Annotated in this window: 10 protein-coding genes; 9 read left to right on the top strand and 1 reads right to left on the bottom strand. The window is 55.9% G+C overall.

Features of this window, described 5'->3' with window-relative positions; translation table 11 throughout:
* The first annotated feature begins 38 nt into the window (after nt 1-38).
* The 5 genes from IPN69_17460 to IPN69_17480 all read left to right on the top strand — a co-directional run bounded on the left by IPN69_17460 (nt 39) and on the right by IPN69_17480 (nt 7,355).
* Entirely contained in the window at nt 39-1,976 is a 1,938-nt protein-coding gene (locus tag IPN69_17460; protein ID MBK8812500.1) for a M61 family metallopeptidase, read from the top strand.
* A complete protein-coding gene (locus tag IPN69_17465; GenBank protein MBK8812501.1) occupies nt 1,963-2,376 on the top strand; it encodes a hypothetical protein in 414 nt (137 codons plus the stop codon). Before IPN69_17460 ends, IPN69_17465 begins: the two co-directional genes overlap by 14 nt.
* A 241-nt stretch (nt 2,377-2,617) precedes the next feature.
* Nucleotides 2,618-4,318 carry a 2-oxoglutarate dehydrogenase, E2 component, dihydrolipoamide succinyltransferase gene (gene sucB / locus IPN69_17470; GenBank protein MBK8812502.1) on the top strand — a complete coding sequence of 567 codons (1,701 nt, stop codon included), beginning with the start codon at nt 2,618-2,620 and terminating at the stop codon, nt 4,316-4,318.
* Between the two features lie 900 nt (nt 4,319-5,218).
* The gene (locus IPN69_17475; GenBank protein MBK8812503.1) at nt 5,219-6,187 is read left to right on the top strand and encodes an OmpA family protein; all 969 of its coding nucleotides are present in this window, start codon (nt 5,219-5,221) and stop codon (nt 6,185-6,187) included.
* 64 nt (nt 6,188-6,251) lie between these two features.
* Nucleotides 6,252-7,355 carry a VWA domain-containing protein gene (locus tag IPN69_17480; protein MBK8812504.1) on the top strand — a complete coding sequence of 368 codons (1,104 nt, stop codon included), beginning with the start codon at nt 6,252-6,254 and terminating at the stop codon, nt 7,353-7,355.
* Between the two features lie 254 nt (nt 7,356-7,609).
* Here the strand turns inward: IPN69_17480 and IPN69_17485 are convergent, their stop codons facing one another.
* A complete protein-coding gene (locus tag IPN69_17485) occupies nt 7,610-8,131 on the bottom strand; it encodes a hypothetical protein (GenBank protein MBK8812505.1) in 522 nt (173 codons plus the stop codon).
* A 432-nt stretch (nt 8,132-8,563) separates the two neighbouring features.
* Between IPN69_17485 and IPN69_17490 the strand changes: the two genes are divergently transcribed.
* The 4 genes from IPN69_17490 (at nt 8,564) to IPN69_17505 (ending at nt 11,964) form a co-directional block, all read left to right on the top strand.
* Complete coding sequence (locus tag IPN69_17490) at nt 8,564-8,749, top strand: hypothetical protein (GenBank protein ID MBK8812506.1); 186 nt, start codon at nt 8,564-8,566, stop codon at nt 8,747-8,749.
* A gap of 126 nt (nt 8,750-8,875) precedes the next feature.
* Complete coding sequence (locus tag IPN69_17495; GenBank protein ID MBK8812507.1) at nt 8,876-9,871, top strand: hypothetical protein; 996 nt, start codon at nt 8,876-8,878, stop codon at nt 9,869-9,871.
* Between the two features lie 809 nt (nt 9,872-10,680).
* Nucleotides 10,681-11,319: an ATP-binding protein gene (locus tag IPN69_17500; protein ID MBK8812508.1), complete on the top strand. Its 639-nt coding sequence runs from the start codon at nt 10,681-10,683 to the stop codon at nt 11,317-11,319.
* Nucleotides 11,320-11,388: 69 nt separating this feature from the next.
* Entirely contained in the window at nt 11,389-11,964 is a 576-nt protein-coding gene (locus IPN69_17505; protein MBK8812509.1) for a hypothetical protein, read from the top strand.
* Nucleotides 11,965-13,212 lie beyond the last annotated feature (1,248 nt).

Raw genomic sequence — 13,212 nt, forward strand, 5'->3', positions numbered from 1 at the left:
GCTAGAATCCATTGAAAAAGACGGTCGGTCCGCATCCTATGAAATCAACGACAACCGCCGCCGAGGTTCAAGCCATAATGATGATTCGAGTTTTTCTGTTTTGCCTGTTCTTTACCGTTTCGGCGTTCGGGCAGATCACGCTCAGCGTCGATGCGACGGACGCCCCGCGAAACATCGTCCGCGTCCGCGAGTCGATGCCGGCGGCGCCGGGAACCTTAACGCTCTTTTATCCGAAATGGATCCCGGGCGAACATTCGCCGAACGGAACACTGAACGATATGGTGAATTTGTTCGTGTCGGCGAACGGCAAGGCGCTCGAATGGCGCCGCGACGATGTCGAGATGTTCGCGTTTCACGTCGATGTTCCGGAAGGCGTGACGAAGATCGACGTCGCGTTCGATTACATTTATCAGCCCTACACTCACGCGACGGCGACGCTTGCGAGGCTCAAATGGAACCGGCTCGTGCTTTATCCGCGCGGCTCGAAGAGCGATGAATTGAGCGTGACCGCGTCGTTGAAACTGCCGCCGAACTGGAAATTCGCGACCGCGTTGCCCGTCGATAAGGAAACCAAGGACGCGGTCGATTTCAAGTCCGTGAATTTGACCACATTCGTCGATTCGCCGGCGATTATCGGCCGCTATTTCACGCGCGTTCCGCTGGCGGCGTCCGGAGCAAAGTCGGTTCCCGTCTTTATGGACATCGTCGCCGACAACGAGGAAGCGCTAAAATTTCAACCGCGGACGCTCAATGGCTGGAAGAATCTCGTCGCTCAGGCGGAGTTGACGTTCGGCGCGCGTCATTACGACAAGTACGACTTTCTGCTTACGCTGAGCGGTGAAGGCGGATTCGAAGGCCTCGAACATCACGAATCGAGCGAAAACGGAGTCGGCCGCGATGCGCTGTCGAATTCCGGCGAACTGCTCGATCTGAGCGAACTCCTCGGGCACGAGTACGCGCATTCGTGGAACGGAAAGTATCGCCGGCCGCTGAAACTCACGACGCCGGATTTCGAACAGCCGATGCACGGCGAACTGCTTTGGGTTTACGAAGGCCTGACGCAGTATCTCGGAAAGGTTCTGACGGCGCGTTCCGGGCTCTGGAACGAATCGATCTTTCGGGAATCGTTCGCCGAACTTGCGGCCGAACTCGACGGGCAAACGGGTCGCCGGTGGCGTCCTCTGGTCGATACTTCGCGTGCCGTCCAGTTTACGTACGATTCGCCGCTCGCCGGGCGAAATATGCGCCGCGCCGCCGATTATTATGACGAGGGCGCGCTGATCTGGCTCGAGGCCGACGTTCTCATCCGCGAGAGATCGGCCGGCGCGAAATCGCTCAACGACTTTTTCCGAAAATTCCACGGCGGCGAATCGAGCGGGCCAAAGGTCGTCACCTACGATTTCCCGGAGATCGTCCGGACGCTCAACGAGATTCTTCCCTACGATTGGAAGAACTTCTTTATCGACCGCGTTTACAAGGTCAACAAAGAGGCGCCGCTCGGCGGGATCACGAACGGCGGATGGAAACTGGTTTACACCGACGTGCCGAACAAGATCGCGACGACGGGCGGTTCCACCGGCGACCATATGTTCTCGATCGGGATGATGGTCAGCGCCGACGGCCAGATTCTCGATATGAATCCCGATCTCGCTGCTTCGAAAGCCGGACTCGCGACGGGAATGTATGTGCGCACGGTCAACGGCCAGGAGTTTTCGCTCGATTTCCTGCGTTTAGCGATCGCCGCAACCAAAGGCACGCAAGCGAAGATCGAGATCGTCGCACAGACGGGCGAGGAGCAAAAGGCGTTCGCGCTTGAATATGACGGCGGCGAGCGATATCCGCATTTGATCCGCGACCCCTTGAAAAAGGACATCTTGTCGGAGATTCCGAAGGCGCTCGGAGCAACGGTTCCGCCCGTTCGCGACGTGCCTCATTTGTCCGCATCTGTCCGGCGATCTGCGAATGTTAAAAACTGAACTCGGAAGACTTAAGGGAGTTTACGGCGTTTCGCCGGCATTTCTGCAGCGCGCGTCCGCTGTTGCGTTTCTGTCGTTCGGGTTTTTCCTGCTGATGATGGCCGGTTTCTACTGGCGGCAGAATATCGGTTATTTTCTGCTCGCGACGGCGTTTCTCGCGGTCAACATTCTGACGCTCATCGGCTGGATCGCGATCCGCCGGAAGACCGTTCAGATCTACGAACACGGATTTCGGTTCAAGGGCTTCAGCGCCCGTTGGGACGAGATCTCCGTCGTCGAGAATGTCGGGTCCGCGCTGAAGGTCGTCAAAAATGACGGAAGATCGATCGAGCTGCCGAATGCGATCGACCGGCTCGACGCGATCGCGGCTGTCATCAGATCCAATATCGACAAGTGTTGATCGCATTCCGTTCGGTAGTTTCGGATTGCCTTTTTCCGAGTTGGTAGAATTCGTTACGGAATCAAAACGCATCCCCCTCGATTGTCAATGCCTGATTGGCAGTCGAAAATCGAAAATCGAAAATTGCAAATCGCGAGGATCATCGCCTTCGGTCTGCCGAACCCCGATTTTCAAGTCTCAACATTTTCTAGTATTCTAACTATTCGAGATTTCGCTGCAGAAGTTTTTATTCGGAGTATTTATGAGCGTTGAAGTTGTGATGCCCCAGATGGGCGAATCGATCACCGAAGGAACCGTTTCGAAATGGCTGAAGGCGGTTGGGGAGAAGATCGAGAAAGATGAACCGATACTTGAGATCTCGACCGACAAGGTCGATGCCGAAGTTCCCGCGCCGAGTGCCGGGGTCTTGCTTGAGATCCGAGCGCAGGAAGGCGAAACGGTCGAGGTCGGCACCGTTGTTGCCGTCATCGGCGCCGAAGGCACGGTAGCCGCAGCCGCTCCGCCCGCGCCAAAGGTTGAAACGCCAGAGGTAGCGGTCGCGGTCGAAACGCCCGCTCCGCCGGCGCCGGCCGAAATTTCGGTTGCCGCGGTAGTCGCAGCATCCGACAATCCAAAATCCAAAATCCAAAATCCAAAATCGTCCGAGGTGGTGATGCCGCAAATGGGCGAATCGATCACCGAAGGAACCGTTTCGAAATGGCTCAAGGCGCTCGGCGACGACGTTGAAAAGGACGAGCCGCTGCTTGAGATCTCGACCGACAAGGTCGACGCCGAAGTCCCTTCGCCGGTTGCCGGCAAACTGCTTGAAATCCGCGTCGCCGAGGGCGAGACGGTCGAAGTCGGCGCCGTCGTCGCGCTTGTCGGAACGTCGCTTGGAGTCGCGCCCATTCCCGAGGCGCCGATCGAATCGACGGAGATCGAATTGATCCGGCAACCGGTCGAGGCTCCGCAGGTGCTGGTCGCGGCCGCGGGTGCCGGAAACGGCCAGTCGGCCACCGTCGACGAACTCCGCCGAACGAAATCGTCGCCGCTCGTCCGCAACATCGCGAAAGAGCACGGCGTCGACATCACGCGCATTCCGGGCAGCGGACTTTCTGGACGCGTTACCAAAAAGGACATACTTAATTTTATCGAGACCGGCGCCGCGCTACGTCCGCAGGATCTGCTCGTCGGAAGGACTTCAACGCCGATCGCGCCATCGGCAAATCCAAAATCCGAAATCACAATTCCGAAATCTGAGAATGATCGGATCGAGCCGATGTCGGTGATGCGCAAGAAGATCGCCGAACATATGACGTTCTCGAAACATACCTCGGCCCACGTCACGAGCGTTTACGAGATCGATATGACGAACGTCGCGAAGTTCCGCGACCGCAACAAGTCCGTGTTTCAGGAGCGATTCGGCACCAAGCTGACGTTTATGCCGTTCATTTTCCAGGCCGTGACGCAGGCACTCCGCAAATTCCCGGTCGTCAACTCGCAGGTATCGGGCGACAACGTCGTTTATAAGGGCGACGTCAATCTCGGAATGGCCGTCGCGCTCGACTGGGGATTGATCGTGCCGGTCATCAAGCGCGCCGACACGCTTTCGCTCTCGGGACTCGCGTTGACGGCCAACGACCTCGCCGACCGCGCGCGAACCAAGAAACTGATGCCCGACGAGGTTCAGGGCGGAACCTTCACGATCACGAATCCGGGCGTCTTCGGCGGACTATACGGCACGCCGATCATCAACCAGCCGCAGGTCGCGATCCTCTGTGTCGGGACGATCGAAAAGCGTGCGAAGGTCTTGACGACGCCGGACGGCGACGACTACATTGCGATCCGCCAGATGGCGTATTTCGCGCTGACCTACGATCACCGGATCGTCGACGGCGCTGATGCCGAGCGATTTCTGTCGTTCCTCAAACAGTATCTGGAGACGACCGAGTTCAGTCTGTAGCGAGAGTTGACGTGCTTTGCGAACTCCGCGGACGTTGCGCGAAAACAGTCGTCTCGCGCAACGTCCGCCAATTCTGCCACGCCGCGACTTTGCGAACTCCGCGATCTTTGCGCGAAACCTGCCGACCGACTCTTTCCGGAACGCGATTACGCTTTGAAATTTCAGATTTCAAAGCGATCCCGTCCAAAGCGTTTTTAATTCAAGGAGCCTCTCGGCAAAAGCCGTTCGACAACTGAATCTACTTCTTCAAGCGTGCGGAGCACGCGAACGTGCGATAGCACCACGTGAAGCGGAGCGGAACCCAGGTGGCCCGTCGCGCCAATCTCCAAAAGCGTGTGTAACGCACGTAACTCTCGTGGTTGCAATGGGTCTGCGTGTTTCACGCGCTCGCTTGAACTGTTCGCGGCTGACACTCTTGGGTTCCGTTCCGCTTTATGTGGGGTTATCGTTCGTGCTTCTGTTCCAACCACTGAATCGGATTTTTACACGGGCTCCCGTAATGAAAAATGTCATTTTCGCGTCAAAGAAACAAAAGTGATCGAATTGCGTCAACTTCGAGCGCTTCGACCGTTTTCGCCGTTGCGTTCTGCTTCGGCGCTTACCGAAAACGCACGGTTCGGGGACACGATATGGGGGACTGTCTGCAAAGCGGACAGTCTTTCCGTTTTGCGGATACGGCAAAAACCAGTGGAACATTGGCTTTCACTCATTATCGGTGACTGTGGCACGCCGATTGTTATGAAAGATAAGCGTTGAAAGATTTGGCGGAAATGTGCAAAGATTCTGATGACGCGATCGAACCCTCGAAAAAGAGATCCGTGACAACCAATCCGTGATCTCGAACGTCTATTAGGTCGGCTTTCCGCAGTTGGGATTGAAAATACTATCAGGAGTCAAATTATGTTGAAGAAGTTTTCTGTTTTGCTGCTTGCAGTGTTGATCGGTGTCGTGAGCGCGTTCGCGCAGGATGCGCAGTTGCGTTCGCTGACGGCCGGACAAAAATATAAGATCAAAGGCGCTGTCGTCGCCAAGGACGACACGAGTTTCGTTATCCGTGACGGCACCGGCGTCGATACGAAGGTCGTGATCTCGTCGGCGACGAGCATCAAAACGAAAGGCGGTTTGTTTGGCGGCGGCGACAAGATCGCTTCGAGCCAGATCGTGCGCGGACTGAATATGGAGGTTGAAGGCCGCGGAGACTCGTCGGGAAGCCTCGCGGCGGAAAAGATCCGCTTCGGAAAAGATGATTTCCGCGTCGCGCAGTCGATCGACGCCCGCGCCACGCCGACTGAAGAGAGGGTTTCGCAGACCGAGCAGAATCAGCAGCGCCTTTCGGGGCAGATCGACGAATTGATGGCGATCTCGAACGCCGCAAAGGGCGGCGCGAAAGCCGCTCAGGAAACGGCCGATGCCGCGGTTCAGGGCGTCAACGTCACGAATCAGCGCATCACGGCGCTTGACGATTACGTCGTTCAGTCGACGGCGACCGTCAATTTCAAGGTCAACAGCGCGGTTCTATCGCCGGAAGGGAAGTCATCGCTCGATCAGATGGCGCAAACCGCGATCCAGCTCAAGGGCTATGTCATCGAAGTCACCGGATTTGCTTCGGCCGAAGGCGATGAGAAGAAGAACAAGGTCCTGAGCCAGCGGCGTGCACAGGCGGTGATCGACTATCTCGTCGAAACGCACAATATCCCGCTGCGCCGTATCGGCCAGTCGTTCGGCTACGGCGAACTTCAGGCGATCGCCGACAACTCGACCAAGGAAGGCCGCGAACAGAACCGGCGCGTTGAGGTCAAGCTGCTCGTCAACCGCGGACTGAACCAGAACGTCGAAGTTCGCACCAACCCGCAGACCGACGAGAAATAATCTACGGCCCAAAAGGGCAGATGCGGGCGCGATTTTCGCCCGCTGCCCTTTTTTCTTACAAACAATGCTTAAGTCGCTGAACGTTGCCGCGCTTCTCATACTCGCGATCGCCTCTTCGATCGTCGCTCAGACCCCGACGCCGACGCCGCGAATCGAGGACGATAATGAAGTTATCAAGGTCGAGTCTCGCCTGATCGTCGTCCCGGTTTCGGTGACCGATTCTACGGGACAGCCGGTCGCCGGACTGACCGCGAGTGATTTTCTGATTTCGGAGGAAAACCGCCCGCAGGAGATCGCCCAGGTGACGAGCGCCGACAAGGTTCCGCTTGAGATCGCGTTGCTGTTCGATATTTCGGCTACGACGAGTCCGATGTTCGATTTTCAGCTTCAGACGGCGATCAAGTTCCTGCAGGACGTGATGCGGCCCGAGGACCGCGCGACGATCTTCACCATCGGCGAACGGCCGGTGATGATCTCGGCTCGCGAAACCGCCGAGCGTTCGGCGATCGCGATCAAAACCATCCAACCGACAAAACAGTTCACTTCGTTTTACGATACGGTCCGGCAGTCGGCAGATTTTCTGATCAAAAACGCCCCGGCCGGAACGCGCCGCGTGGTCGTGACGCTGTCGGACGGCGAGGACACGAACAGCGACGCGATCCGCGATGCGATCAACGATGGTTACCGGAAACTCGGACGGCGGATCGATTCGATCGATTCGAAGACGCTTTATCAACTGACGATAAAGAACCGCGACGAAGCAAGCGTCCGCGAACAAGGCCGCGTGCTTCGATTTCTGCAAAACGCCGACACGGTCTTCTATTCGATCAATTCGGCGGGGAACTCCTATCAGCTCAACAAGGGAAGTCTTTTCGGACAGGCGAATATGCAGCGGTTCGCGGACGATACCGGCGGCACGGCGTTCCTGCCTAAATTCCAGCCGGTGACGCTTAAAGACCCGGTTCTCAATTCATACAACAACAAGAAGAACCAGGACACGCTGACCGACATTTTTCGAAAGCTGACAAATGAACTGCGCGCCCAGTATCTTGTCCAATACTACTCAGACGCCGATTATCCGGAAAACCAGTACATCAATTTGAAGGTACTGCTCAAAGCCGGAAGTCATCGCGTCCGCGCCCGGCAAGGGTATTTCGTGAAAAAATAGGAGCGCGGGCATCCCTGCCCGCGCGCGAAGATCAGCCTTCCAGATTCAACCCAAACTGCGCTTGAAGATTTCGATTACCGATTCTTGACGGCCTTGCGGACCGCTTGGCTTTGCGTTGTTTGCGTTCTCCGCGCGGGAAAATGGATGTTCGGTGAGGGCGAGCCGGTTCCTCGCGCAAAGTCCGCCAAGATCGCAACGACGGGAAGTCTCAAAATTCGCCTCGATTGCTCAATCCCGGTTAAAAACACGACAATTCAGTCGCGATTCCTCTGGGGAACGGCCATCTTCCCCATTTCGAAGTCGCGCGAAGGAACCGGCGTTCCCTGGACCGCGATGTTTCCCATCAAGGGTTCGTGCGGCCTCGGTTCGACACGCTGGTTCGAATTCGTGCTGATCGCGATCGCGCCGACCTCCTGCGAACGTTTTGGCGCGTTGAACATAAAGACGATGCCGATCGCGCTGAAGAAACTGACGATCAGCGAAACGAAGGCGGTCGCGATGATCTTCGAGCGATTCTTCACGCGCGCCCAGCCGACCGGGCAGTCTTTGGTCATCACGCTACCGTCGGCCCTGCGGTAGAAACGGACGCAGAGACGGCCCTCGAGCGTCGCGAGCATCGACTCCGCGTCTTCGCGCGTCATCCCCGAGAGATTATAGACGTTCATTTCGCACGCCCCGCAAAACCGCTGGCGGTCGTTGCCGATCATTGCATTCCAATCCTGCGAGCACGGACTCGCGATCTTCAGATTCTCCAGCGGACTCGTAAATTTCTGCATTCGAACACTCCTTAGGCAATCGCCTGATGGTGGAAAGAACGCGCCGGCAATTGATTTCTTGCAGAAATTTCGAGTGACCCGGGTTTTTTTCGATCACGGTGATTTGGCCCCCAATTCGGGGCGTTCAACCAATCCCGTCCAAAATGTTTTTGATTCAAGAATCAAGATTCAGGAACGGTGCCGATGCCGGGTCTCATAGATCCGGATCGGCAATGGCAGTGCAAAGGCGTCTTTTGCCGAGCCGACTGATTTGAGATGTGAGATCCCAAGGCGATTTCCGAGGACAAACCAAGCGCGACAATCGCCCAAGCGGCAAGGGTTTCGCTGTGTGCGGAGCAAAGTTTTTGGAAAAAATCCCCAGAAAAGCGGGGGCTTTTACGCAAAACATTATTCACATCAAGAACCATCTTCTTTTTTTTGAGGGGCAGAATCTTGGCACAAGACTTGCGCTTGAATCAATGTATGGATGCGGCGTCAAGCGCGTGGGAGGACTGTTTGGACCAGCGGCGCGCGGCGTTCAAGGAACGGATCGCCGCGTTGGACGCGTTCGGGAACTGCCCGGAGAACGCTCTGGCCCTGCAGGCCGAATACGATGCGATCGCGGCGAGGAAAGTGTAGAACGCCGATTGGAACGAATTTGAGATGGCAAGTAACCAAGTGACGATCCTGATGAACATTGCCAAGAGGGTCCAGTCCGCACACTTGGTTGCCGGGAACACGAAATCGGTTGACGGGAGGTCGAAAATGACACGCACGAACTTTCTTATGATGTTTATCGTCACTGTCTTGATGTCAACGCAATTGATTGCACAGGAACTTGACCAAGGCTATGTCAACGCGTTCGGATGGGGAGGAATCGCGGTCACCCAAGAAAAAGCGCCGGCGTTTGAGAAGTATGAAGCCAATCTGTACCGCTTCAAAGAAGGGAAATTCTTGATCACCGCCGCCAAGGGAGTAGATTTGCACTGCAGGTTTCTCTTAAAAGGTGGCAAGACCTACGGACAGCATCTTGCCGCTCTGAAGAAATCCACGGGAAACAAAGTTGCGACGCTGAAGAAGGAGTATGTGCGCACCCTGTTTTACGTGTCTCACGATGAAGTCGGCACGCAGATTTACAGAGACTGGCCGGCCTCTATTAGCGACCTGCCGAAGTGGAAAGAGATCGGAGTAGACGAGACGGATTTCGCGCCGGCGGCTGATTGGAACTCGAGCCGCTTTGTGCTTTCAGAACGAGAATCCGATTTCACTGCCCTCAGATCGTGGTTGGAGAAGGCGCGCCCGGGCTGGAAGATCTATATCGTGCATGTCGCAGGATACAGACGCGAGGCGACCGAGTTGAAGTACTATGACCAAGCCCAACTTCGCTATGTGATTCCGTTGGAATATGTCGACACTGAACCGCTCGCCGTCGCGACTGTGGAGGTGGAAAAATCGAACAACCCTTTGATGGCTTGGAGCTATAGGATCGACAAGATGCCAACTGCGCAGACGGGTGGAAAGGATGGAGTTATGACCGTTATGAAGGATGGGCTCAAATCAACAACTTTTAAGTTCGGCATCAGGTATTCCTACCTTAACAATGTCACCAAACTCCACAATTTCGATGTTCTATACGAGTATGAAGACGGCAAGGGCCTCGGCGGCTTTAATGCCAGCAATGTCCCGTCAATCGAGGCAGGCATAGAAAGGACATTCTACGAGGCGATCAAGACGGCTCTCTTTTATGAGAAACTGCGCTGAGACGGACTGGAATTCAGCAGGAGCGCCGAACTGATCCATAAACGGAGCGCGGGTTGCCAGTTTGCGAGCGTTTGAACGCGGGTGCTGTCGCAAGTTCGCGTGCTCCGTATGCTTGAAGAAGCGAATTCAGTAGTCAACGGCTTTTTTCCGACATTGCAGCGGCAGGTTCTTGAATCAAAAACGTTTGGGACGGGATTGAATTCCGGGATCCGGGAAACCTGCGATCTTCGAATCTCCGGATCTCAAACACCGCAAATCCCAAATCTCAAAAACTCAACACTCGGATCAGAAACGTGAAATCGTTGAATGATCTGAGGCTGGGCCCATCTGTTCGGTTCCGCGCTTCCAGATCGGCGTTCGTCGATGGATCCGTGGGATAGGCCTCGGCATTCAGGGGCGATTGGTTCTCGGAACGCGGCAACGGCGAATCCCGGATAGTTTTACTCGCTGACGAGGCTTAAGTCATCTGTTCACGGTGTTTCCAAAGAACCATTCTGTCGCGATGGGCAACGCTGGTTATCTGAGATCTCAGGAACAGGGGCGTAATCGCAGTGTGGAGAGGATTTCCGTCCCCCAAGCGTTCCTCGCATAGGGTTGCGTTCGTTGAATGCAAACGGAGAAATCCGCGATGAGAATTCTGAAATCCCGATCGCGTAATCGGGTTCAAGAAAAGCGAATCTCAAACTAGAGTTTTGCTTTTCGAAATGATTCAATAACAGTCGGTCAGAGATTTCTATTCCGGCAGCGAAGACTCGCTCGGGCGGATTTGCGGCGTGGCCGTCTGGACATAAATCACACGCTTGTTTGATATGGCACGCAGAAGATTTCGCAATAGTCAGCGTTTTGAATCGCCCACCGAAAGATCGTTTCAGGAGTATATCCTCAACACTCCGGCGCCGATCACGACGCGTTCCGAACTGTTGCGCCTGATCCGCGGCGGTGAAGACACCTATCTCGAACTCAAAGTAAAATTGTCGAATCCCGAACGCATCGCGCAGGGCATCGTCGCGCTCGCCAATACCGACGGCGGGACGGTGATCTTCGGCGTCAGCGATCAACTCCGCGTCGAAGGCGTAAGCAACCCCGAAGGCGTTCAGGAAGAAATCGTCCGCATCTGCCGCGAAGAGATCGTGCCGCCCGTAATTCCTTTGATCGACGTCATTTCGTTCGACAACGGGCGCCGCGTGGTGGCGCTCGATATCGACGGCAAGCGCCGCCCGTACCGCACGCGCGACGGGCGCTACGTCCGGATCGGCGCCGAAAACGCGAGATCGGCCGCGACGAACTGTCGGGCTGGCTCGACGAACTCCGTCCGCTCGGTTACGAGAACATTCCGCTCAGCGGTTTTCCGGAAAGCGATTTCGACGACGCGCTCCTGTGGAGTTTCGCTGACGCGTTTGAGATCGACGCGCTTGGCCGAAATCAATATCAAACGGGCGAGTTTCTGAAAAAGGATTTGCTGATGGCGATCGGAAACACCGAAGAGTTCGTCCCGACGGTCGCCGCTGTTCTGCTGTTTGGCAAAAACGAACGGGTCATCGAAGCGATTCCGCGCTCACGCGTGGGTCGAACGCATTTCGGGCGCAAACGGCGACCGGCAAACGGTAGAAGAGGCCGAGATCGGCGGCAATTTGGCGCATATTTTTGAAGAGGTCCTGCGTTTTGTTCGCCGCTACTGTGATCTCGCGAAAGCGAAGCCGACGAAAGGGGCGGGCAATGAATCTCCGGTCGAGGCTCGCCGTCGTTACCATCATTTCGCGATCGTCGAGGCGATCATTAATGCGCTGGTTCACCGTGATCTCGCGATCCGCGACGTGCCGACGCGTGTTTCGATCTTCGATGAAGCCGTTGAGATCGCCAATCCGCGGCGGACGAACGGCTTTGTTCCGCCGGCCTCGCGCGCCATCCGGTATGTGATCACGCAACGGCTCAATCCGCAGATCACGGCGGTCTTCACGATGCGCGAATACGGCACCCACGCCCCGCGCGGCGGATTGCCGATGATCCTCAGGGATTCACTTGAGTTTTCCGGCAAACGTGTCGAATTGACGACTTCGAACGATGAGTTCAAGCTGAAGATCTACGGGGCCTAAAGCGGGAAAAGGGGACTGCTGTCTTGCAATACGGCCCGGCAAGAATTGCGGTTAGAGATTGAGTCAGCGCGAGCGATAGCACGGCCGTTTTTGGGATTTCGATTTTGGATTTCCGATCGGTCGGAAGTCGACACGCCGTTCGTCCGCTTTCGCATCAATACGCTGACTTGCGGTCACGCGTGAACGCGCAACTCCTGCGGGTTGGCGAGATCCAAAATCGGAAATCCAAAATGCGGTGTGCCGTCGCTCTGCGACTCGGGTTCGGGATCTGATCGCTTTCGCGGCTTACGCCGCACGGCTGACTCACCGCCGCCCGCGGCTGGTTGACCTGCAAAGTCCAGGTCTGGTTCGGCATTTCCGGTCGTGTTGTCTCTTCCGCCTCCGGGTGGTCAGGCGATGCAAGGGAATCGTATCTCTAGTCCGGACGATCGGATCCGCAATGCCGGCAACCGTCATCCGCACCACGCGCGATATTGCCCGTGTTCTTGCTGGCGCTGACCGAGCCCGACTCAAGCTCGCCGTATTTGTTCAAGCTTCCAGACGCTGTTGTCGCTCACTCCGACGCTGATCCCGATCTCAGTCGCATTGCGCCACCGCTCGTTGAACACCGGCGTCTCCTAACGGTTACTCCCGAAGCTGTCACTTCTCTCCAGTTACTGCCTCTACCACGCTTTGCTTTTGCTTGCCTTTGGAACAAGAAAACTTTTTTTTTGTTTGTTGCGTTTTTAGTCGACCGAAGAAAAAAAGGAGGATGGCACCTGGATGGTGGCGTTTCTAATCGTCGCAGTCAAGGATCCACCAAAGTCAACACCGCCAATAGAACAACACCTTCCCGCCTTAACGGATCGTTATGACTCTCGGACTTCCGCTACCCATATCGGGTGGGTCAAAGCCAGATCTGATTCCGGGGCCTCGATTCTGTTTCCTTTGACCTCTGAACGATTCAGCTCCTTCGCCACGTTCTTCAAATCTTTGACCCCCAAAGCGGAACCTCGTCGAGGCTTGTTACCCGTGATTGCCTTCCAAGGGCAAGTGCGGGGTTCCGATCGGGCGAACCGATCTTGGTGCTTCTAAGGTAGAATTCGCTGAAGACCGTGACCATCCATCTACCGCTGAGTTCGGATTCGCTTAAATTGCCTGGCAGCCGGTAACCGCACGCCACAGGAGCTAACCAAAGTCACGGTCAGTGCCATACAGAACCTTAAGGTCACGTTCGATATTGGCTGATTCAAACGTAATGCTAGTTCT

The sequence above is a fragment of the Acidobacteriota bacterium genome (genome assembly GCA_016715115.1).
In the GTDB taxonomy this organism is placed as follows: domain Bacteria; phylum Acidobacteriota; class Blastocatellia; order Pyrinomonadales; family Pyrinomonadaceae; genus JAFDVJ01.